Origin of the sequence: Mycobacterium interjectum, assembly GCF_900078675.2 — a bacterium.
Classification (GTDB): Bacteria; Actinomycetota; Actinomycetes; order Mycobacteriales; family Mycobacteriaceae; genus Mycobacterium; species Mycobacterium interjectum.
In genome coordinates this window covers 279,665-299,893 of sequence record NZ_LT546236.1, presented here as the reverse complement: position 1 = coordinate 299,893, position 20,229 = coordinate 279,665, and the positions used below count along the sequence as shown (strand labels likewise).

Here is a 20,229-nt window from a genome sequence, read left to right as displayed (position 1 = left end):
TATACTTGATTTATTTGTCTACTAACTTTAGTGTCTTGTCCATGCTTACCGACCCGCTATTCCGAAACCGGCCGATCGCCGCGCTGGGTGTCATCTGCCTCGGCGTCTTCGTCATCAGCGTCGACGCCACCATCGTCAACGTCGCGCTGCCCACCCTGTCGCGCGAACTCGGCGTCGACACCGCCCAGCTGCAATGGATCGTCGACGCCTACACCCTGGTGATGTCGGGCCTGCTGCTGTCGGCCGGCAGCCTGTCCGACCGCTTCGGCAGGCGCGGGTCGCTGAGCCTCGGGCTGGCCCTGTTCGCCCTGACTTCCGGTGTTGCGGCGCAGGTGCATTCGGCCGACGCGCTGATCGCGGCCCGCGCGGCGATGGGCGTCGGCGCGGCGGTGATCTTCCCGACCACCCTGGGGCTGATCACCAACATCTTCACCGAACCGGTGCCGCGCGCCAAGGCGATCGGGCTGTGGGCGGCGATGGTGGGGGTCGGGGTGGCCGTGGGACCCATCAGCGGGGGCTGGCTGCTCGAACACTTCTGGTGGGGCTCGATCTTCATGGTGAACATTCCCATCGCGGCACTGGCCATCCTCGGCGGCGTCTTGTTCGTCCCGACCTCCCGCGATCCGGCGGCGCCCCGCGTCGACGTCGGTGGCCTGATCCTGTCGACGGCGGGAATCACGACGCTGGTCTACACGGTCATCGAGGCGCCGACGTGGGGATGGACCAACGTCCGGACCGCGGCCGGGTTTGCGCTCGCTGCAGTCGTTCTCGCCGGGTTCGCCGGCTGGGAGCGGCGCAGCACCCACCCGATGCTGGACATGTCCGTGTTCGGCGACCGCCGGTTCTCCGGCGGCAGCCTGGCGGTGACCGCCGGGTTCCTGACGCTGTTCGGCTTCATCTTCGTCATCACCCAGTACTTCCAATTCATCAAGGACTACACGGCCTTTCAGGCCGGCGTGCGCTTGCTGCCGGTCGCCGTCTCGATCGCGCTGGCCAGCATCGCGGGTCCCCGGCTGGTGGAGCGGGTCGGCACCACCGCCGTCGTCGCCACCGGCCTGACCGTCTTCGCCGCCGGGCTGGCCTGGGCGTCCACCGCCGACGCCGCCACGCCCTACAGCCAGATCGGCATGCAGATGCTGCTGCTCGGCGGCGGACTTGGCCTGACCGTCTCGCCGGCCACCGAGGCCATCATGGGATCGCTGTCCGCCGACAAGGCCGGGGTCGGCTCGGCCGTCAACGACACAACGCGCGAACTCGGCGGCACCCTCGGCGTTGCCATCGCCGGCAGCATCTTCGCGTCGGTGTACTCGGGACATCTCGAAGCAACGGCCCTGCCGGGATTGCCCGCCGAGGCAATGCGGCACTCGATGGCGTTGGCGCACACGGTGATCGGGCGGCTACCCGCCCAACAGGCCGGCCACGTCCGCGCCGTCGTCGATCATGCGTTCCTGGACGGCCTACAGGTGAGCTCGCTGGTATGCGCCGGCATCGCGCTGGGCGCCGCGCTCGTTGTGGCCTGGCTCTTGCCGGCACGCGCGCGGCAGGATGCGCCGTCCCCCGCACTGGCCAAGGCCTAAGACCCCCCGCAAAGAAAGGTACGAAGAACATGACTACAACGCCATCCGCCAGCAGCTATGTCCTCGGACACGCCGACGTGGAGGTGCAGCGACTGCTCCTACAGGGGCGGCTGTATGACGGCTACACCGAGCACGCGCTCCGGCTCGCCGGGCTGCGCCCGGGCATGCGGGTGCTCGATATCGGCAGCGGCCCGGGCAACGTGTCGTTCGTCGCTGCCCGGCTGGTCGGCACGACCGGAAGCGTGCTCGGCGTCGATGCCGCGCCCGCGATGGTCGAACTGGCCCGCCGCCGGGCGGCCGAACAGGGCTTCTCCACGGTGCGTTTCACGCAAGCCGCGATCGACGCGATCGCCCTCGACGAACCCGTCGATGCGGTGATCGGCCGGCTGATCCTGATGCACCTGCCCGATCCGGCCGCCACGCTGCGCCGGCTCAGCTCGTTCGTGCGACCCGGCGGCGTGATCGCGTTCTCCGAGAACGACATCGCCGCGGCGCGCAGCGTCCCGGACATGCCGCTGTTCGCCCGGGTGATACCCGGGATCGTGCGCGCCTTCGAGGCCATGGGGCTCAGCGCGCGGTTCGGCACCACGCTGCACACGATCTTCGCCGAGGCCGGCCTGGGCGCGCCGCAGCTGACGCTCGGCGCTCCGATCGGCACCGCCGCCGACACCGACATCCTGGCCTACGGCGCGGCGGTCTGGCGGCTGGTGTCCCCCATCGCACAACAGGGCGGCTTCGCCATCGACGAGGTCGCCGACATCGACAACTTCGTGCCGCGCTTCCGCGAGGAGGCGCTCGCGGCCAACGCCCTCATCACGATGCCACCGATCATCACGGCGTGGGTGCGGAAATGAGCAACACGATCCAGGACCAGTATTCGACCGGCCTGTCGCGCACCAACATCGAGCGGGCGCTGCGCGCGGCCGGCATGGACCTCGACGGCCTCGCGCCCGCCGACCTGGGCCTGCTGGAGGACTTCCACACCATGGGCCGCATCGCCACCGCCCAGCTGGTGGACCTGGCGCAGATCACCGGTGAAAGTCGAGTTCTCGACGCCGGTAGCGGTGTCGGCGGCACCGCCCGCTACGTCGCCGACCGCTACGGCTCCCGCGTGACCGCCGTGGATCTCACCGACGAGTACTGCGAAACCAACCGCTGGCTCAACCGGCTGGTCGGGCTCGACGAGCGGATATCGGTTCGTCAGGCCGACGTCACCGCACTGCCCTTCGCCGACGGCACTTTCGACGTCGCCATCAGCCAGCACGTCCAGATGAACGTGGCGGACAAGGCGCGCTTGTACTCCGAGGCGCATCGCGTGCTCACGGATGGCGGGCGCCTTGCCCTCTGGGACATCACGATTGGTGACGGCGGCGAACTCGGCTATCCCCTGCCCTGGGCCGACCACCCCGCGCGCAGCCACCTGGTCACCCCCGCCGAGTTGCGCGGCGCCGTCGAATCCGCGGGTTTCTCCGTCACAACGTGGAACGACCTCACCGACCAGGGCGCCGCGCTGATGCAGGCCATCCTGGCCCAGCCCGACAGCCCGCTGGGCCTGCACGCCTTCGTCACCGACTTCCGCCACAAAGCCGAGAACCTCACCCAGGCCCTGGCCGACGGGCGCCTGCGCGCCATCCAGTCAATCTGCGAACGTCGAACGCCATGAGGCCCAACGAGATTCCGGATCAACGCTACACGCAGGCGTGGAGCGGCGGCCACGGCGACGTCAGGTTCCTGCCGCGCGCCGACGGCTCCCGCTTGCGCTACTTCACGGCGGGAACCGGGCCGCCGCTCGTCCTGCTGCACACCGTCCGCACGCAGCTGGACTACTTCCAGCGGGTGGTGCCCGCGCTCTGGGACGACTTCACCGTGTACGCCCTGGACCTGCCCGGCATGGGATGGTCCGACATCGTGCCCGGCGCGCGATACGGTGAGCCCGAATTGCGCTGCGCTGTGGTCGAATTCGTCAGGTCACTGGACCTGCGTGACGCCACGCTGGCGGGCGAATCGATGGGGGCCGCGCTCGCGCTGTTGGCCTCGATCGAGCTGACGGACCGGGTGAGCGGGGTGATCGCCTTCAACCCCTACGACTACCCCGGCGGCCTCGAGCGCGGCAACTGGTTCGCCCGCGTGATCGGAACGGGCGTCCGCCTGCCCGGATCGGGGCCGGTCTTCGCCCGATTGGAAAATCACGCGATCCTGCGGGGCGTGCTGCGCGGCGGCTTCGCCGACCACCACGCGTTGCCGAAGGACCTGGTTGCCGAACTACGCCGAAGCGGCCGCCGGCCCGGCTACCCCAGGGTGAACCGGGCTATCATGCGCATCCTCGCCGGGCTGATCGACGCGAAAAGCCGCTACGCGCGGGTGAAGACACCCGTCACATTGGTCTACAGCGAGCACGACTGGTCGCGCCCGGCGGATCGGGAGCAGGTCGCTCGCCTACTTGGTGTCCGGGCCATCACGGTGCCCGGAGCGGGACACTTTTCGGCCCTCGAGCGCCCCACCGAGATGGTCCGCATCATCCGGCACGGCCAAACCGTTTCATGAACCAAAGCCGCGCCCGGGCGTGGCTGCCGGTGATGATCCGACTGACCGCCACTGGGTACCTGCTGTTCTTCGTGCCCGACCTCGTGTTCGCGGTGACCCATCGGACCAATGCACTGTTCGACTGGGGCTGTGGAGGCGCTCCGATCGCCGTCATGTTCGCCACCGTCTACATCGTCTGGGCGCTGTTTTTGTTCGCATCGGCGCGCGACCCGCTCGCCAACCGACTCTTCCTCGACTTCAACCTCACCGCGAACGCCGCGCACTTCGGCGCGATGCTCGTCATGGCCGCCGCGATGCGCGACGAACACCGGCACGTCGCCGGCGTGGTCGCGCTCGGGCTGCTCACCACCGTCCCGTTGGCCGCGTGCTGGCTTCCGGCCCGGCGCGCCCGTGCGCGACCACGCTCTCGCGGCGCGGGCGGCTAGGACGACGACGGGATCGCGGCGCGGCCGAAGCGGTAGTGGGCCGGGTCGGCCGACGGGTCGTGCTCGCTTTGCCACACGGCCGACTCGCCCGAATGCCGTGCTCGGGCCGGCTGGGGATGCTGCTGGCGCCGGTCGAAGCGATCGAGCCGGTGCGCCGGCACCAGCCCGGTCAGCATGAGATTTCCGATCTCGCGCAGCACTTTGCCCGCGGTGCGCCGGGTGTCCGCCGCTTGGACGTAGCGGCGCGCGATGGTGAGAAAGTCTTCGGGTTCGACCCCGGCGACATCACGCACATGGGTGGTCGGTCCGCCCACCTCCCAGCTGCCCAGGGCGGTCTCGGGCAGGTAATGGCGCAAACCGGACTCGAAGTACATGTCGGCCCCGAGTCGCTTGGCGTTCAGGCGCACCGCCCGCATGAACATCCACGGGGGAATTTCCATCAGCCGGACCGGGCGGCCCAACGCCTCACCCACCGCAGCGGCAACGTCTGCGCCGGACAACAGCTTTGGCCCGGTGGGGCGGTAGGCGCGACCGTCATGGCGGTGCGGGTCGAGCAACGCGCCCACCGCGACCCGGGCGATGTCCTCGTTGGACGGGGGCGCGTTGAGTCGTCCCCCGGTCCTCGGCGTCGGCAACACCCCGAGTTGGGCCGCGACCCGCAGCACCTGGAAATAGTTGTCCGCGAAGAATCCGGGGTCAACCGCGACGTGGGCGGTGTCCGGCAGCAGCGCAAACAGCCTGTCGGACAACCAGTGCTGGCGCGTCATCAGGGCCGGATGCTCCGGGCTGGCCAGCCACTGGCCCAGCGCGACCACCGCCTCCACGCCGGCGCTGCGCGCGGCCACGGCGAAGGCGACCGCGCTATCGAGGGCGTGCGGGTGGTACGGGGGGTTGAAGAACAACCGATCCACGCCGTCCACCGCGGCCTGAACCTGTTGAATGTCAAGCATATCCGCCACAACGACCTCGGCCCCCAAGTCGCGCAAGCGGGCACTGCGCGCGTCGTCGCGACGGACCAATGCCCGCGTAGCCACGCCCTTTTGCAGTAACTGGGCCGCCACCGCGCCGCCAATCCTTCCCGTCGCGCCGGTGACCAGCACCCGTGTGTTTGTCATTGCAGTTCCTTTCCGTCGGATGCGAAATGTGACCAATGGTTACATGCGCAGTATGCGACCGGGATGTGACCGTTGTCAACATTCCGGTCGGCGTGAGATCGTGGTGGCATGAGTTCCGCCGGCCCCCCTGCCAAAAAGGGCTACCACCACGGCGCGTTGCACTCGGCCCTGATCGAGGCGAGCATCGCCCTGGCCCGCGAGGGCGGACCCGATCGAGTGATCCTGCGTGAGGCCGCCCGGGCCGCCGGGGTGTCGCACTCGGCCGCCTACCGCCACTTCGCCGACCGCGAGGAGCTGCTGGCCGAGGTGTCACGCTATGCGCGCGGCGAGCTCGCCGCGCAAATGGGCCGACGGGTCAATCGCACGAGCGACCCCCGCAAGAGGCTGCGCGCGGTCGGCGCCGCGTATATCGACTTCGCGATTGCCGAGCCGGGACTGTTTCGCACCGCGTTCACCTCGCATCCCGCGACGTCCCCCGAACCGGAGCGCGATCAAGCGACAACGGGCCCGGACCCTTTCGAGGTCCTCGGTCAAGGGCTCGACGAAGCCCAAGCCGCCGGTCTGCTGGATGCGCGCCGCAGGCCGGGGGCCGAGGTGGCCGCCTGGTCGGCGGTGCACGGGCTGGCCGGCCTGCTGCTGGATGGACCGCTGCCCAGGAGCCCCGCGGCCGTCAGATTCGCGCGGGCCCAGGTGTTCGACCTCATCGAGCGCGGCCTGCTGAACGACACGTAAACGGGCTCCGCGACGGCGGGTGAGCATTGGCGGCACGCATCTCGGCATGGTGGAGTGGGTATCGCACCACGTAGCCGCCCGCTGCCGAGAGAGTGAGGTCCACCGTGCTGGGTCTGCCGGAGAAGGTCCATGCCTGCCTGTTCGACCTCGACGGTGTGCTCACCGATACCGCGAGCGTGCACACCAAGGCGTGGAAGGCCACGTTCGACGCCTACCTGTCCGAACGGGCCAAGCGGACCGGAGAGGAGTTCGTCCCGTTCGACCCGGCCGCCGACTACCGCGAATACGTCGACGGCAAGAAGCGCGAAGACGGGGTGCGGTCGTTTTTGAACAGCCGGGGAATCGAGCTGCCCGACGGCGACCCGGACGACCCCGGCGACGCCGAGACGATCTACGGCCTGGGCAACCGCAAGAACGACATGTTCCAGAAGGTGCTGCACGACGACGGCGTCGAGGTCTTCGACGGGTCGCGACGCTACCTGGAGGCTGTCTCGGCCGCGGGCCTCGGGATCGCCGTGGTGTCGTCTAGCGCCAACACCCGCGACGTCCTGGAGATCACCGGCCTCGACCGGTTCGTCCAGCAGCGGGTGGACGGGGTCACGCTGCGCGAGGAGCACATCGCCGGCAAGCCGGCCCCCGACTCCTACCTGCGCGGGGCCGAGCTGCTCGGCGTCGGCCCCGACGCCGCGGCCGTCTTCGAGGACGCGTTGTCGGGCGTGCAGGCCGGCCGCGCCGGTAACTTCGGCTACGTGGTGGGCGTCGACCGGGTGGGCCAGGCCGAGGACCTGCGCCGCAATGGCGCCGACGTCGTCGTCACCGATCTCGCCGACCTGCTGTCATGATCACCGAGGAAGCCTTTCCGGTCGAACCGTGGCAGGTCCGCGAGACCCGGCTCGACCTGAACCTGCTGGCGCAGTCCGAATCGCTGTTCGCGCTGGCCAATGGGCACATCGGGCTGCGCGGCAACCTCGACGAGGGCGAGCCGCACGGCCTGCCGGGCACCTACCTGAACTCCTTCTACGAGATCCGGCCGCTGCCCTACGCCGAGGCCGGCTTCGGCTACCCGGAGGCCGGCCAGACGATCGTCGACGTCACCAACGGCAAGATCATCCGGCTGCTGGTCGAGGACGAGCCGTTCGACGTCCGCTACGGCGAGGTGCTCTCCCACGAGCGGGTTCTCGACCTGCGCGCCGGGACGCTGACCCGCCGCGCCGACTGGCGCTCGCCCAACGGCAAGCAGGTCAGGGTCGTGTCCACCCGGCTGGTCTCCCTGGCACAGCGCGGGGTCGCGGCCATCGAGTACGTGGTGGAAGCGGTCGAGGAATTCGTCCGGGTGACGGTGCAGTCCGAACTGGTCACCAACGAGGACCAGCCGGAGACCTCCGACGACCCGCGCGTGTCGGCGATCCTGGAGAACCCGCTCGAGGCCGTCGACCACGAAAACACCGAAACCGGAGCGCTCCTCATGCACCGGACCCGGGCCAGCGCGCTGATGATGTCCGCCGCGATGGACCACGAGATCGACGTCCCGGGGCGCGTCGAGTTCAGCACCGACGCCCGGCCCGACCTCGCGCGCACCACGGTCATCTGCGGGCTGCGCAAGGGCCAGAAGCTGCGCATCGTCAAGTACCTGGCGTACGGCTGGTCGAGCATGCGCTCGCGCCCCGCGCTGCGCGACCAGGCCGCCGCCGCGATACACAGCGCCCGCTACACGGGCTGGCAGGGGCTGCTGGACTCGCAACGGGCCTACCTCGACGACTTCTGGCAGAACGCGGACGTCGAGGTGGAGGGCGACCCCGAATCCCAGCAGGCGGTCCGGTTCGGGATGTTCCACCTGCTGCAGGCCAGCGCCCGCGCCGAACGCCGCGCCATCGCCGCCAAGGGGCTCACCGGAACGGGCTACGACGGCCACGCCTTCTGGGACACCGAGGCCTACGTGTTGCCGGTGCTGACCTACACCGCGCCGCACACCGTCGCCGACGCGCTGCGATGGCGGGCGTCGACGCTGGAACTGGCCAAAGAGCGGGCGGCCGAACTCGGCCTGGACGGGGCCAGCTTCCCCTGGCGCACCATCCGCGGGCAGGAGTGCTCGGCGTACTGGCCGGCCGGCACGGCGGCCTGGCACATCAACGCCGACATCGCGATGGCCTTCGAGCGGTACCGCACGGTCACCGGCGACCACGACCTGGAGCGCGACTGCGGCCTGAAGGTGCTGGTCGAGACCGCCCGGCTGTGGATGTCGCTCGGGCACCACGACCGGCACGGCGTCTGGCACCTCGACGGGGTGACCGGGCCCGACGAGTACACGGCGATCGTGCGCGACAACGTCTTCACCAACCTGATGGCCGCCCACAACCTGGTCACCGCCGCCGACGCCTGCAACCGCCACCCGGAGGAGGCGACGGCGCTGGAGGTCACCACCGAGGAGGCGGCCGCCTGGCGCGACGCGGCCGACGCCGTCAACATCCCCTACGACGCCGAACTGGGCGTCCACCAGCAGTGCGAGGGGTTCACCACCTTCGCCGAGTGGGACTTCGAACAGAACACCACCTATCCCCTGCTGTTGCACGAGGCCTACGTGCGGCTCTACCCCGCCCAGGTGATCAAGCAGGCCGACCTCGTGCTGGCGATGCAGTGGCAGAGCCACGCGTTCACGCCCGAACAGAAGGCGCGCAACGTCGACTACTACGAGCGGCGCATGGTGCGCGACTCGTCGCTGTCGGCCTGCACCCAGGCCGTGATGTGCGCCGAGGTCGGGCACCTGGAGCTGGCCCACGACTACGCCTACGAGGCCGCGCTGATCGACCTGCGCGACCTGCACCACAACACCCGCGACGGATTGCACATGGCCTCGCTCGCCGGGGCCTGGATGACGCTGGTCGTGGGGTTCGGCGGCCTGCGCGACGACGAGGGCATCCTGTCCCTGGATCCCCAACTGCCCGACGGCATTTCGCGGCTCCGGTTCCGGCTGCGGTGGCGAGAGTTCCGGCTGACCGTCGACGTCAACCACTCCGAGGTCACCTACGCCGTGGACGACGGGCCCGACCACGAGCTGACCATCCGGCACGCCGGTGAGCAGCTGACGCTGACGACCGATGCGCCGACGACAGTCGCCGTGCGCGTCCGCAAGCCGCTGCTGCCGACGCCGCAGCAGCCGCCGGGCCGCGAGCCGCTGCACCGGCGCGCCCTGGCCCGCACTCAGTGAGGTTCGAGGACCCGGGCCATCTCGCCGACGATCGCCTGGCGCAGTTCGGCGTCCGGTAGGTCATCGATGCCGACCGCCGAGCGTAAAAAAGGGGCAAACAACCGCCAACCAAACTGCAACGCAAAGGCGTTCGCCACGGCCAGGCGCGCGCTGAGATCTCCGTCAGGGCCGGGGGGGTGCTTCGGGCGGATGTCGTCGTACAGCTGCGAGGCGCCGGGAAACCGGGACTGCAACTTCCCCGCCGGGTAGCCGTCGAGCAGGGTGCGGGCCATGACCCGCAAATGCCGGTCCAACGCCCGCTCCGCCTCCTCGGGGGTCGGGTCACTCTGCAGCAACGCCGTCGTGGTCGCGCCGAGGTGATCGAGCACGGCGCCGACGAGTTGGTCCTTGGTGCCGAAGTGCCGAAACACCAGGCCGTGGTTGACCTTTGACCGGGCGGCGATGTCGCGGATCGATGTCGCGGCCGGCCCCCGCTCGGCGAACAGGTCGGTGGCGGCCTGAAGGATGGCGGCGCCGACCTCTTCTCGCCCGGTGGGATTTTTCCGGCCGGCACTTGCCGAACGTGTAGTCACGTGACTACACTAGCGCATGTAGTCAGTTGACTACAGCCGATCTCCGCAAAAGGACGAAAGTAATGACCCACTCCATCACCGTCACCAAGCTGGGCAGCCGGATCGGCGCCCGACTCGACGGCGTGCGCCTGGGCGGCGACCTCGATCCGGCCACCGTCGACGAGATCCGCGGGGCGCTGCTGGCCCACAAGGTGATCTTCTTTCGCGGGCAGGACCACCTCGACGACGAAGGGCAGCTCGCGTTCGCGCGGCTGCTGGGCACCCCGATCGGGCACCCCGCGGCCAACTTCCTCGCCGCCAAGAACGCGCCGATCATCACGCCGATCAACTCCGAGTACGGCAAGGCGACGCGCTGGCACACCGACGTCACGTTCGCCGCGAACTACCCCGCCGCCTCGATCCTGCGCGCGGTCACGCTGCCCAGCTACGGGGGCTCGACGCTGTGGGCCTCCACCGCGGCGGCCTACGACCACCTGCCCGAGCCGCTGAAGTGGCTCGTCGACAACCTGTGGGCGCTGCACACCAACCGCCACGATTACGTCACCGCGGAGGCCTTGACCGACGCGCAGCGGGCGTTCCGGCAGGCGTTCGACAAGCCGGACTTCCAGACCGAGCATCCCGTGGTTCGGGTGCACCCGGAGACCGGTGAGCGGACGCTGGTGCTCGGCGATTTCGTGCGCGGGTTCGTCGGACTGGACAGCTACGAGTCCAGCGTGCTGTTCGAACTGCTGCAACGCCGAATCACCATGCCCGAGAACACCATTCGCTGGAGCTGGGGGTATGGCGACGTCGCCATCTGGGACAACCGAGCGACGCAGCACCGGGCGATCGACGACTACGACGGCCAGCATCGGCTGATGCACCGGGTCACGCTGATGGGCGACGTGCCGGTCAACGTGCACGGGCAACGCAGCCGGGTCGTCAGCGGCGCCCCGCTCGACGTGACCAGCCCGGAGGAGATCGCCAGCTGAGTGCGGGCTCGCGGCAACGGGTCAGCCCGCGGTGCTGACCGGGTCGATCGGTAGCCAGCGCAGCGCGCCGGGAGCATGCGCCGGCACCACCGGGTGCTCGGGCGGGATCGGCGACAGCCTGCGGTACGTATCGCCCAGCGGCGGCCGCAGGTCGTTCTCACCCTTGTTCGGCCACATCGAGGCGGCCCGCTCGGCCTGCGCGGTGATGGACAGCGAGGGGTTGACGCCCAGGTTCGCCGAGATCGCCGCGCCGTCCACCACGAACAGCGTCGGGTAGCCGTAGACCCGGTGATACGGGTCGATGACGCCGTGTTCGGGACTGTCGCCGATCACCGCGCCGCCCAGGAAGTGGGCCGTCAGCGGGATGTTGAACAGCTCGCCCCAGGTGCCGCCGGCCACGCCGTCGATCTTGGCGGCGATGCGGCGGGTCACCTCGTTGCCGACCGGGATCCACGACGGATTCGGCTCGCCGTGCCCCTGTTTGCTGGAATACCAACGGATTCCGAGCTTGCCCCGCTTGGTGAACGTGGTGATCGAGTTGTCCAGGTGCTGCATCACCAGCGCGATCACCGTGCGCTCGCTCCACTGGCGGACGTTGATCATGCGCAGGATTCCGCGCGGGTCCTCGCGGCCCTGCTCCAGCAACTGCTTCCACCGCGGCGTGTCGGTGCCTTCGGGGCCCTCGCCGTCGGTCATCAGCGTCTGCAGCAGCCCCATCGCGTTGGAGCCCTTGCCGTAGCGCACGGGCTCGACGTGGGTGTCCGACGTCGGGTGGATCGACGACGTGATCGCCACGCCGTGCGTCAGGTCCAGCTCGGGGTTCACCTCGAGCGTCGCCGCGCCGACGATCGACTCGGAGTTGGTCCGGGTCAGCACGCCCAGGCGCTTCGACAGGCGGGGCAGCTTGCCCTTGTCGCGCATGTTGAACAGCAGGTGCTGGGTGCCCCAGGTGCCCGCGGCCAGGATCAGGTTTTCGGCGGTGTAGGTGCGCCGGTCGCGGCGCAGCCAGCTTCCGGTGCGCACCGTGCGGACCTCCCACAGCCCGTCGGGGCGCTGCTCGAAGCCCTTCACCGTCGTCATCGGAATGACTTGCGCGCCATGGGATTCCGCGAGGCCGAGGTAGTTCTTCACCAGGGTGTTCTTGGCGCCGTAGCGGCATCCGGTCATGCAGCAGCCGCATTCCAGGCAGCCGGTGCGGTCGGGCCCGGCGCCGCCGAAGTACGGGTCGGGCACGGTCTTGCCGGGCGCCTTGGTGCCGTCCGGCCCGAAGAACACCCCCACCGGCGTCGGCACCCAGGTGTCGCCGCAGCCCATGTCGTCGGCGACTTCCTTGACCAGGCGGTCGGCGTCGGTGAACGTCGGGTTCTCGACCACGCCCAGCATCCGCTGCGCCTGCTCGTAGTGCGGCATCAGCTCGTCACGCCAGTCGGTGATGTGCGCCCACTGCCGGTCTTTGAAGAACGGCTCCGGCGGCACGTACAGCGTGTTGGCGTAGTTGAGCGAACCACCGCCCACGCCCGCGCCGGCCAGGATCATCACGTTGCGCAGCGGGTGGATCCGCTGGATGCCGTAGCAACCGAGCTTGGGCGCCCAGAGGAACTTGCGCAGGTCCCACGAGGTCTCGGCGAACTCCTGGTCGGAGAAGCGACGGCCGGCCTCCAGGACGCCCACCCGGTAGCCCTTTTCGGTCAGCCGCAGCGCGCTGACGCTGCCCCCGAATCCCGAACCGATGATCAGGACGTCGTAATCCGGCTTCATTTCACCAGTATGGCCGTACCGGCCGGTAACTAACCAGGGGGTCCGCCGCCCGCTTCGGCGCCCGGGCGTGCGGCTGGCCGCACATTCGGAGCCGAGCGTGCGGCTGGCCGCACGGTCGGCGGGCGGCAGCGCTCAGCTACCGACCGCCAGGCCGACCTTCTGGAATTCCTTGAGGTCGCAATAGCCGGCCTTGGCCATCGACCGGCGCAGGCCGCCGACCAGATTCAGGCTGCCGAACGGGTCGTCGGACGGACCGCCCAGCACCTGCCGCAGCGGCGGGCGCTCGCCGACGGCGATCTGCAGCAACGCCCCGCGCGGCAGCGACGGGTGCGCCGCCGCGGCGGGCCAGAACCATCCGCCGCCGAGCGCCTCGGCGGACTCGGCCAGCGGCGTGCCCAGCACTACCGCGTCGGCGCCGCACGCGATGGCCTTGGCCAGCTCGCCCGAGGTGTGGATGTCGCCATCGGCCAGCACGTGCACGTAGCGGCCGCCGGTCTCGTCGAGGTATTCGCGGCGCGCGGCGGCGGCGTCGGCGATCGCGGTGGCCATCGCCACGTTGATGCCCAGCACCTCGTCGCTGGTGGTCACGCCCCGGGTGGAGCCGTAGCCGACGATGACGCCGGCCGCGCCGGTGCGCATCAGGTGCAGCGCGGTGCGGTGGTCGAGCACCCCGCCGGCGACCACGGGGACGTCGAGCTCGGAGATGAAGGTCTTCAGGTTCAGCGGCTCACCGTCGCTGGCGACCCGTTCGGCGGAGACGATGGTGCCCTGGATGACCAGCAGGTCGATCCCGGCCTGCAACAGCGCCGGCGTCAGCGCCTGCGCGTTTTGCGGGCTGACCCGCACCGCGGTGGTCACGCCCGCCTCGCGGATGCGCGCGACCGCCGAGCCCAGCAGTTCGGGGTCCAGCGGCGCGGCGTGCAGCTCCTGCAGCAGCCGGATCGCCGCCGACGGTTCCGGCTCCTTCTCGGCGGCCTCGAGCAGCTGCGCGATCTTGGCCTCGACGTCGGCGTGCCGGCCGATCAGCCCCTCGCCGTTGAGCACGCCCAGCCCGCCGAGGCGGCCCAGCTCGATGGCGAATTCCGGCGACACCAGCGCGTCGGTCGGATGCGCGATGACCGGGATCTCGAACCGGTAGGCGTCCAGCTGCCACGCGGTCGACACGTCCTGNCCCGCCACGCCCGGCTCCGCCGCGCTTGCGATCGCCGCAAGGTCGATGGCGGCGACCCGCCACGCCCGGCTCCGCCGCGCTTGCGATCGCCGCTAGGGCGTTTCGTCCGGTGCCACCGAGGACGGCGTGGACGAGTGACCGTGATGATGCCGGTGCCGACCCGAGGACGGACTCGTCGATGGAGTCGCCGTGGGGCTGGCCGGGCTCGTTGATGCGCTCGGGGTCGGAGCCGTCGTGCCGGCCACCGTCGGCGGTGTGGTCGTCGGACTGGGCGAGACCGGCGACGTCGACGAAGCGGCCGGCGCCTTGGGTTTTGGCGCGGCGGGCGGCACCGTCGCGTTCGGGTTGCGCGATTCCACGCGGGTGTTGAGCAGGTTCACCTCGTCCAGCAGGTCGTTCCTGCTGGTCCCGTCGTTCATGGCTTGGACGGTGCTGCTGACCTGGGCCAGCTGATTCTGCGCCTGCGTCCACTGACCCTGGTCGATCATTTGCTGAACCTTCGCCAGTTCGGCCTTGGCGGACAGCTCGATCTGGCTGTCTTTGACCCTGGGCTGGNCGCGGTGGTCACGCCCGCCTCGCGGATGCGCGCGACCGCCGAGCCCAGCAGTTCGGGGTCCAGCGGCGCGGCGTGCAGCTCCTGCAGCAGCCGGATCGCCGCCGACGGTTCCGGCTCCTTCTCGGCGGCCTCGAGCAGCTGCGCGATCTTGGCCTCGACGTCGGCGTGCCGGCCGATCAGCCCCTCGCCGTTGAGCACGCCCAGCCCGCCGAGGCGGCCCAGCTCGATGGCGAATTCCGGCGACACCAGCGCGTCGGTCGGATGCGCGATGACCGGGATCTCGAACCGGTAGGCGTCCAGCTGCCACGCGGTCGACACGTCCTGCGACGAGCGGGTGCGCCGCGACGGCACGATGCTGATCTCGGACAGTTCATAGGTGCGGCGGGCGGCGCGGCCCATCCCGATCTCGACCATGGCCAGTTCGCTGTTCACCGCGCGAAGTAGTTGGGCGCTTCGACGGTCATGGCGACGTCGTGCGGGTGGCTCTCGCGCAGGCCAGCCGCCGTGATCCGGACGAACTGCGCCTGTTGCAGTGCCTCGATGGTGGGCGAGCCGGTGTATCCCATCGCGGCGCGCAGGCCGCCGGTGAGCTGGTGGATCACCGACGACAGCGGCCCGCGGAACGGAACCCTGCCCTCGATGCCCTCGGGCACCAGCTTGTCCTCGGAGAGGGCGTCGTCGGCAAAATAGCGGTCCTTGGAGTAGGACTTGCCCGATCCTCCGGAGCCGCGTCCCGCCATGGCGCCCAGCGACCCCATGCCGCGGTAGCTCTTGAACTGTTTGCCGTTGACGAAGATCAACTCGCCGGGCGCCTCGGCGGTGCCGGCCAGCAGCGAGCCGAGCATCGCCGTCGACGCGCCGGCGGCCAGCGCCTTGGCGATGTCGCCGGAGTACTGCAGCCCGCCATCGGCGATCACCGGCACGCCCGCCGGCCGGCACACCGCAACGGCCTCCAGAATCGCCGTGATCTGTGGCGCGCCGACGCCGGCCACCACGCGCGTCGTGCAGATCGATCCCGGTCCCACACCGACCTTGACCGCGTCGGCGCCGGCGTCGATGAGCGCCGCGGCCGCCGCCCGGGTGGCGACGTTGCCGCCGATCACCTCGACCTTCTCGCCGACCTCGGCCTTGAGCTTGCCGACCATGTCGAGCACCAGCCGGTTGTGCGCGTGCGCGGTGTCGACGATCAGCACGTCGACCCCGGCGTCGACCAGCATCATCGCGCGCACCCAGGCGTCCCCGCCGACGCCGACGGCGGCGCCGACCAACAGCCGGCCGTCGCTGTCCTTGGTGGCCAGCGGGTGTTGCTCGGTCTTGACGAAGTCCTTGACGGTGATCAGGCCGGTCAGCCGGCCGTGGCCGTCGACGACGGGCAGCTTCTCGATCTTGTTGCGCCGCAACAGACCCAGCGCCGCGTCGGCGCTGACGCCCTCCTGGGCGGTGATCAGCGGGGACTTCGTCATGACCTCCGCGACCTGCTTGGTCTGGTCCACCTCGAACCGCATGTCCCGGTTGGTGATGATGCCGACCAGCGAGCCGGAGTCGTCGACCACCGGCAGCCCGGAGATCCGGAAGCGGGCGCACAACGCGTCGACCTGAGCCAGCGTGTTGTCGGGCCGGCAGGTGACCGGGTCGGTGACCATGCCGGCCTCCGAGCGCTTCACCATCTCGACCTGCCCGGCCTGTTCGGCGACCGGCAGGTTGCGGTGCAGCACGCCCATGCCGCCGGCCCGGGCCATCGCGATGGCCATCCGCGACTCGGTGACGGTGTCCATCGCCGAACTGACCAGGGGCACCTTGAGCCGAATCTTCCTGGTGAGCTGGCTGGAGGTGTCCGCGGTGGCGGGGACCACGTCGGAGGCCGCGGGCAGCAGCAAGACGTCGTCGAAGGTCAGGCCGAGCATCGCGATCTTGTACGGGTTGTCGCCCCCCGTCGGCACGGGTTCGTCGGCCAGCCCCGCGAGATGCGGGTCGCGCACGTACGGGCCGACAACCAGGTCGGAGCTGTCTTCTAAGTGGGACATGCCACGGGTCATCGGGAGGCCCTCCATACGCGCGCGGAGTGAGAAGCCCATCCTATCGGCTCCCGGGGCCCCCGGACCCGCTTGCCCGGGCGTGCCGCGGACGCCGGATGGCGGGCATGTCCCTGCTGGCGCTATGACGGCCCCCCTGCGTAGGCTAGGGGCGTGCGTGACCACCTCCCGCCGGGTTTGCCGCCCGACCCGTTCGCCGACGACCCCTGCGATCCGTCGGCGGCGCTCGAGGCCGTCGAGCCGGGGCAACCGCTGGATCAGCAGGAGCGGATGGCGGTCGAGGCCGACCTGGCCGATCTGGCCGTGTACGAGGCCCTGTTGGCGCACAAGGGCATTCGCGGGCTGGTGGTGTGCTGCGACGAGTGTCAGCAGGACCACTACCACGACTGGGACATGTTGCGGGCCAACCTGCTGCAGCTGCTCATCGACGGCACGGTCCGCCCGCACGAGCCCGCCTACGACCCCGAACCCGACTCCTACGTCACGTGGGACTACTGCCGGGGATACGCGGACGCCTCGCTCAACGAAGCGACGTCGTCAGACGCGGACGGGTTCCACCGCCGCTAGTCGGATGGCGGCGACCCGCCACGCCCGGCTCCGCCGCGCTTGCGATCGCCGCTAGGGCGTTTCGTCCGGTGCCACCGAGGACGGCGTGGACGAGTGACCGTGATGATGCCGGTGCCGACCCGAGGACGGACTCGTCGATGGAGTCGCCGTGGGGCTGGCCGGGCTCGTTGATGCGCTCGGGGTCGGAGCCGTCGTGCCGGCCACCGTCGGCGGTGTGGTCGTCGGACTGGGCGAGACCGGCGACGTCGACGAAGCGGCCGGCGCCTTGGGTTTTGGCGCGGCGGGCGGCACCGTCGCGTTCGGGTTGCGCGATTCCACGCGGGTGTTGAGCAGGTTCACCTCGTCCAGCAGGTCGTTCCTGCTGGTCCCGTCGTTCATGGCTTGGACGGTGCTGCTGACCTGGGCCAGCTGATTCTGCGCCTGCGTCCACTGACCCTGGTCGATCATTTGCTGAACCTTCGCCAGTTCGGCCTTGGCGGACAGCTCGATCTGGCTGTCTTTGACCCTGGGCTGGTCGAAGAACATCGCGTGCAACCCGTATAGCGCGTCCCCGGGGCGGGCCTCGACAACCATGGCGCCAAACCCGCTCAGCGCCAGCAGCGTTGCGGCGACCGACCCGATCGTCGCCAGGCCGCGGCGCGCGCGCTTGCGCTCGGCGAGCCCGGTGTGCAGCGCCTCGATCGCCTCCTCCGGCGACACCAGCGCGCTGGCCGGCGGCCAGCGCAGGTCGTCGCGCCAGTCCTCCAGCAGGACGGCGAGCGCTTCGAAATTGGGGTCGTTGGCGTCGTCCAGGTCGACCGAGCCGCGTTCGGCGAGCGCGTCGAGCAGCAAGTCGGTGCGCGCGAACTCATCCAAGGATTCAGGCATAGTCACCCGCCGCGACGATTTCGGACTTGAGCCGTGACAACGCCCGGTGCTGGGCCACGCGGACCGCTCCGGTGGTGCTGCCGACGGCGGCGGCGGTCTCCTCGGCGGACAGCCCGACGACCACGCGCAGGATCAGGATCTCGCGCTGCTTGGCGGGCAGGATCTCGAGCAATTCGTTCATGCGGCTGACCGAATCGGCCTCGATGGCCCGCTGTTCCGGCCCCGCCTCGGGGGACCAGCGCTCCGGAACGGTTTCGGCGGGATAGGCGCGATCACGGCCGGCCGCCCGGTGGGCATCGGCGATCTTGTGGGCCGCGATGCCGTAGAGGAAAGCCAGGAACGGGCGCCCGCGCTCGCGGTACCGCGGCAGCGCCGTGATGGTGGCCAAACACACCTCCTGAGCCACGTCGTCTGCTGAGAGGCCGCCCCGTTCGACTGTGCCGACGCGCGCCCGGCAATATCGCACGACGATCGGACGGATGGTCTCCAGCACCTCCCGTAGGGCGTTCCGGTCTCCCGCCACGGCCTCCGCAACCACAGCGTCGAGACGTTCCCCTTGAATTGTCATCGACGGCGGTATCTCCAACGTTACGAACGGGACACGTCGCGGGCTAACTGTCGAAATGACAATAACGGGCGGAAGGCCGATTTAAGCGCAACGCCACGCGCCCCCGGCGCGCCGCACCTGGCCTGCGCAGATATCGCGAATTTCGCGCNCGCTCCGGTGGTGCTGCCGACGGCGGCGGCGGTCTCCTCGGCGGACAGCCCGACGACCACGCGCAGGATCAGGATCTCGCGCTGCTTGGCGGGCAGGATCTCGAGCAATTCGTTCATGCGGCTGACCGAATCGGCCTCGATGGCCCGCTGTTCCGGCCCCGCCTCGGGGGACCAGCGCTCCGGAACGGTTTCGGCGGGATAGGCGCGATCACGGCCGGCCGCCCGGTGGGCATCGGCGATCTTGTGGGCCGCGATGCCGTAGAGGAAAGCCAGGAACGGGCGCCCGCGCTCGCGGTACCGCGGCAGCGCCGTGATGGTGGCCAAACACACCTCCTGAGCCACGTCGTCTGCTGAGAGGCCGCCCCGTTCGACTGTGCCGACGCGCGCCCGGCAATATCGCACGACGATCGGACGGATGGTCTCCAGCACCTCCCGTAGGGCGTTCCGGTCTCCCGCCACGGCCTCCGCAACCACAGCGTCGAGACGTTCCCCTTGAATTGTCATCGACGGCGGTATCTCCAACGTTACGAACGGGACACGTCGCGGGCTAACTGTCGAAATGACAATAACGGGCGGAAGGCCGATTTAAGCGCAACGCCACGCGCCCCCGGCGCGCCGCACCTGGCCTGCGCAGATATCGCGAATTTCGCGCAGTTTTTGTGCTGAAAACGTGACACTTTCGATGTCGATCAGCAAGCAAGCCGAGGCCCACCGAAGCGGTGTCAGGCTCAGGCGGCCGGTGGCGTCCAGCGCCGCCTCGGCGACCGCGCGGGCGCGCTCGATGTCACCGGCGCTGCACAGCGCGGCGGCCAGCACCACGTCGCTTTTCACCCGGTGCCGCGCCGACGCCTGGCCCATCGCGTCGGCCAACTCCACCGCCTGCTCGGCGTGCCGCACGGCCGACTCGCCGTCGCCGGAGGCCATCGCCAGCTCGGCGGCCACCCACCCGCGTCGCACCGGCAGCCGGTCGGGGACCGCACCGGGCGCCAGTTCCGCGCGACGCAACAACGTTGCGGCGGCGGCGAACCGGCCGATGCCCAGCGCGTCGGCCGCCAGCCCGACCAGCGCGTCGGCGCGCGCCTCCGGATCGCCGTCGGCCAGCGCCATCGCGCGCCCGTCCCAGGCCCGCGCCAACGTGTGCCAGCCGAGCTGGCGCAGGAACGATCCCTGGGTGCTGTGCGCCAACGACGCCCACCGGCCGTCCGCGACGCTGCGCCGCAGCACCGCAAGGTCGCGGTACGCGCTGCCGTAGCGGCCCTGCCCTCCCGCCGCGACGGCGCGCAACCACAGTTGCTCCGGGCCACTCGCCGCCGGCAACGGCCAGCTTCCGGGCCGACCCCCGAACGCGGCGGCGGCCAGTGTGCGCTGAATCACCGAAGTGTGACGAGTTTCAATCACGGTGATAGTAGTAAACACCTC

Annotated in this window: 18 protein-coding genes and 3 pseudogenes; 11 read left to right on the top strand and 10 right to left on the bottom strand. The window is 70.0% G+C overall.

Going from position 1 to position 20,229, the window contains the following annotated elements:
• Window positions 1-41: 41 nt before the first annotated feature.
• From BN4348_RS31255 to BN4348_RS31235, 5 genes are read left to right on the top strand one after another with little or no spacing between them, the layout of a single operon-like run.
• Window positions 42-1,577 (top strand): MFS transporter, encoded by a 1,536-nt coding sequence (locus tag BN4348_RS31255; protein ID WP_066907778.1) that lies wholly within the window; start codon window positions 42-44, stop codon window positions 1,575-1,577.
• Between the two features lie 29 nt (window positions 1,578-1,606).
• Entirely contained in the window at window positions 1,607-2,431 is an 825-nt protein-coding gene (locus tag BN4348_RS31250) for a class I SAM-dependent methyltransferase (protein WP_066907775.1), read from the top strand.
• Window positions 2,428-3,240, top strand: coding sequence for a class I SAM-dependent methyltransferase (locus tag BN4348_RS31245; RefSeq protein WP_066907772.1), 813 nt, complete (start codon window positions 2,428-2,430; stop codon window positions 3,238-3,240). The genes BN4348_RS31250 and BN4348_RS31245 overlap by 4 nt, the downstream gene beginning before the upstream one ends.
• On the top strand, window positions 3,237-4,121 hold the full coding sequence (locus tag BN4348_RS31240; protein ID WP_066907769.1) for an alpha/beta fold hydrolase: 885 nt from the start codon (window positions 3,237-3,239) through the stop codon (window positions 4,119-4,121). The genes BN4348_RS31245 and BN4348_RS31240 overlap by 4 nt, the downstream gene beginning before the upstream one ends.
• A complete protein-coding gene (locus BN4348_RS31235) occupies window positions 4,118-4,546 on the top strand; it encodes a DUF6632 domain-containing protein (protein ID WP_066907767.1) in 429 nt (142 codons plus the stop codon). Before BN4348_RS31240 ends, BN4348_RS31235 begins: the two co-directional genes overlap by 4 nt.
• On the opposite strand, the gene BN4348_RS31230 is transcribed toward BN4348_RS31235, so the two are convergent.
• On the bottom strand, window positions 4,543-5,661 hold the full coding sequence (locus BN4348_RS31230; protein WP_066907763.1) for an NmrA family NAD(P)-binding protein: 1,119 nt from the start codon (window positions 5,659-5,661) through the stop codon (window positions 4,543-4,545). The two genes, BN4348_RS31235 and BN4348_RS31230, sit on opposite strands and share 4 nt — an antisense overlap.
• Window positions 5,662-5,769: 108 nt before the next feature.
• On the opposite strand from BN4348_RS31230, the gene BN4348_RS31225 reads away from it, so the two are divergent.
• The 3 genes from BN4348_RS31225 to BN4348_RS31215 all read left to right on the top strand — a co-directional run bounded on the left by BN4348_RS31225 (window position 5,770) and on the right by BN4348_RS31215 (window position 9,598).
• Complete coding sequence (locus BN4348_RS31225; protein ID WP_066907760.1) at window positions 5,770-6,393, top strand: TetR/AcrR family transcriptional regulator; 624 nt, start codon at window positions 5,770-5,772, stop codon at window positions 6,391-6,393.
• Window positions 6,394-6,497: 104 nt separating this feature from the next.
• Window positions 6,498-7,235 (top strand): beta-phosphoglucomutase family hydrolase, encoded by a 738-nt coding sequence (locus BN4348_RS31220; RefSeq protein WP_066907845.1) that lies wholly within the window; start codon window positions 6,498-6,500, stop codon window positions 7,233-7,235.
• Window positions 7,232-9,598, top strand: coding sequence for a glycoside hydrolase family 65 protein (locus BN4348_RS31215; protein WP_066907757.1), 2,367 nt, complete (start codon window positions 7,232-7,234; stop codon window positions 9,596-9,598). The genes BN4348_RS31220 and BN4348_RS31215 overlap by 4 nt, the downstream gene beginning before the upstream one ends.
• On the opposite strand, the gene BN4348_RS31210 is transcribed toward BN4348_RS31215, so the two are convergent.
• On the bottom strand, window positions 9,592-10,170 hold the full coding sequence (locus BN4348_RS31210; RefSeq protein WP_066907754.1) for a TetR/AcrR family transcriptional regulator: 579 nt from the start codon (window positions 10,168-10,170) through the stop codon (window positions 9,592-9,594). The genes BN4348_RS31215 and BN4348_RS31210 overlap by 7 nt on opposite strands.
• Window positions 10,171-10,232: 62 nt before the next feature.
• Between BN4348_RS31210 and BN4348_RS31205 the strand changes: the two genes are divergently transcribed.
• Window positions 10,233-11,141: a TauD/TfdA dioxygenase family protein gene (locus BN4348_RS31205; RefSeq protein WP_066907751.1), complete on the top strand. Its 909-nt coding sequence runs from the start codon at window positions 10,233-10,235 to the stop codon at window positions 11,139-11,141.
• A gap of 21 nt (window positions 11,142-11,162) precedes the next feature.
• Here BN4348_RS31205 and BN4348_RS31200 read toward each other — a convergent pair whose 3' ends face one another.
• Window positions 11,163-12,899, bottom strand: a complete 1,737-nt coding sequence (locus tag BN4348_RS31200) for a GMC oxidoreductase (RefSeq protein WP_066907747.1) — start codon at window positions 12,897-12,899, stop codon at window positions 11,163-11,165.
• A 132-nt stretch (window positions 12,900-13,031) separates the two neighbouring features.
• Window positions 13,032-14,123 (bottom strand): annotated as a pseudogene (locus tag BN4348_RS31195) (GuaB3 family IMP dehydrogenase-related protein); the annotation flags it as partial.
• A 136-nt stretch (window positions 14,124-14,259) separates the two neighbouring features.
• Between BN4348_RS31195 and BN4348_RS31190 the strand changes: the two are divergent.
• On the top strand, window positions 14,260-14,523 hold the full coding sequence (locus tag BN4348_RS31190) for a hypothetical protein (RefSeq protein WP_066907741.1): 264 nt from the start codon (window positions 14,260-14,262) through the stop codon (window positions 14,521-14,523).
• 64 nt (window positions 14,524-14,587) lie between these two features.
• On the opposite strand, the pseudogene BN4348_RS31185 reads toward BN4348_RS31190, so the two are convergent.
• A pseudogene (locus BN4348_RS31185) lies at window positions 14,588-15,040 on the bottom strand (GuaB3 family IMP dehydrogenase-related protein); the annotation flags it as partial.
• A 14-nt stretch (window positions 15,041-15,054) separates the two neighbouring features.
• Entirely contained in the window at window positions 15,055-16,662 is a 1,608-nt protein-coding gene (gene guaB, locus BN4348_RS31180; protein WP_066907842.1) for an IMP dehydrogenase, read from the bottom strand.
• A 150-nt stretch (window positions 16,663-16,812) separates the two neighbouring features.
• Between guaB and BN4348_RS31175 the strand changes: the two genes are divergently transcribed.
• Entirely contained in the window at window positions 16,813-17,226 is a 414-nt protein-coding gene (locus BN4348_RS31175; protein WP_066907738.1) for a DUF5319 domain-containing protein, read from the top strand.
• Window positions 17,227-17,277: 51 nt separating this feature from the next.
• On the opposite strand, the gene BN4348_RS31170 is transcribed toward BN4348_RS31175, so the two are convergent.
• The 4 genes and pseudogenes from BN4348_RS31170 to BN4348_RS31155 form a co-directional block, all read right to left on the bottom strand.
• Window positions 17,278-18,093: an anti-sigma-D factor RsdA gene (locus BN4348_RS31170; RefSeq protein ID WP_084453882.1), complete on the bottom strand. Its 816-nt coding sequence runs from the start codon at window positions 18,091-18,093 to the stop codon at window positions 17,278-17,280.
• Window positions 18,086-18,661, bottom strand: a complete 576-nt coding sequence (gene sigD / locus BN4348_RS31165; RefSeq protein ID WP_066907839.1) for an ECF RNA polymerase sigma factor SigD — start codon at window positions 18,659-18,661, stop codon at window positions 18,086-18,088. The genes BN4348_RS31170 and sigD overlap by 8 nt, the downstream gene beginning before the upstream one ends.
• A gap of 149 nt (window positions 18,662-18,810) precedes the next feature.
• Window positions 18,811-19,314: pseudogene (locus BN4348_RS31160) on the bottom strand (sigma-70 family RNA polymerase sigma factor); the annotation flags it as partial.
• An 81-nt stretch (window positions 19,315-19,395) separates the two neighbouring features.
• Window positions 19,396-20,208: a hypothetical protein gene (locus BN4348_RS31155; protein ID WP_066907729.1), complete on the bottom strand. Its 813-nt coding sequence runs from the start codon at window positions 20,206-20,208 to the stop codon at window positions 19,396-19,398.
• Window positions 20,209-20,229 lie beyond the last annotated feature (21 nt).

Excerpts from the sequence above, each read along its gene's own strand:
- BN4348_RS31255 (WP_066907778.1), top strand. The coding sequence starts at position 42 with ATGCTTACCGACCCGCTATTCCGAAACCGGCCGATCGCCGCGCTGGGT.
- BN4348_RS31250 (WP_066907775.1), top strand. The coding sequence starts at position 1,607 with ATGACTACAACGCCATCCGCCAGCAGCTATGTCCTCGGACACGCCGAC.
- BN4348_RS31245 (WP_066907772.1), top strand. The coding sequence starts at position 2,428 with ATGAGCAACACGATCCAGGACCAGTATTCGACCGGCCTGTCGCGCACC.
- BN4348_RS31240 (WP_066907769.1), top strand. The coding sequence starts at position 3,237 with ATGAGGCCCAACGAGATTCCGGATCAACGCTACACGCAGGCGTGGAGC.
- BN4348_RS31235 (WP_066907767.1), top strand. The coding sequence starts at position 4,118 with ATGAACCAAAGCCGCGCCCGGGCGTGGCTGCCGGTGATGATCCGACTG.
- BN4348_RS31230 (WP_066907763.1), bottom strand. The coding sequence starts at position 5,661 with ATGACAAACACACGGGTGCTGGTCACCGGCGCGACGGGAAGGATTGGC.
- BN4348_RS31225 (WP_066907760.1), top strand. The coding sequence starts at position 5,770 with ATGAGTTCCGCCGGCCCCCCTGCCAAAAAGGGCTACCACCACGGCGCG.
- BN4348_RS31215 (WP_066907757.1), top strand. The coding sequence starts at position 7,232 with ATGATCACCGAGGAAGCCTTTCCGGTCGAACCGTGGCAGGTCCGCGAG.
- BN4348_RS31205 (WP_066907751.1), top strand. The coding sequence starts at position 10,233 with ATGACCCACTCCATCACCGTCACCAAGCTGGGCAGCCGGATCGGCGCC.
- BN4348_RS31200 (WP_066907747.1), bottom strand. The coding sequence starts at position 12,899 with ATGAAGCCGGATTACGACGTCCTGATCATCGGTTCGGGATTCGGGGGC.
- guaB (WP_066907842.1), bottom strand. The coding sequence starts at position 16,662 with ATGACCCGTGGCATGTCCCACTTAGAAGACAGCTCCGACCTGGTTGTC.
- BN4348_RS31170 (WP_084453882.1), bottom strand. The coding sequence starts at position 18,093 with ATGCCTGAATCCTTGGATGAGTTCGCGCGCACCGACTTGCTGCTCGAC.
- sigD (WP_066907839.1), bottom strand. The coding sequence starts at position 18,661 with ATGACAATTCAAGGGGAACGTCTCGACGCTGTGGTTGCGGAGGCCGTG.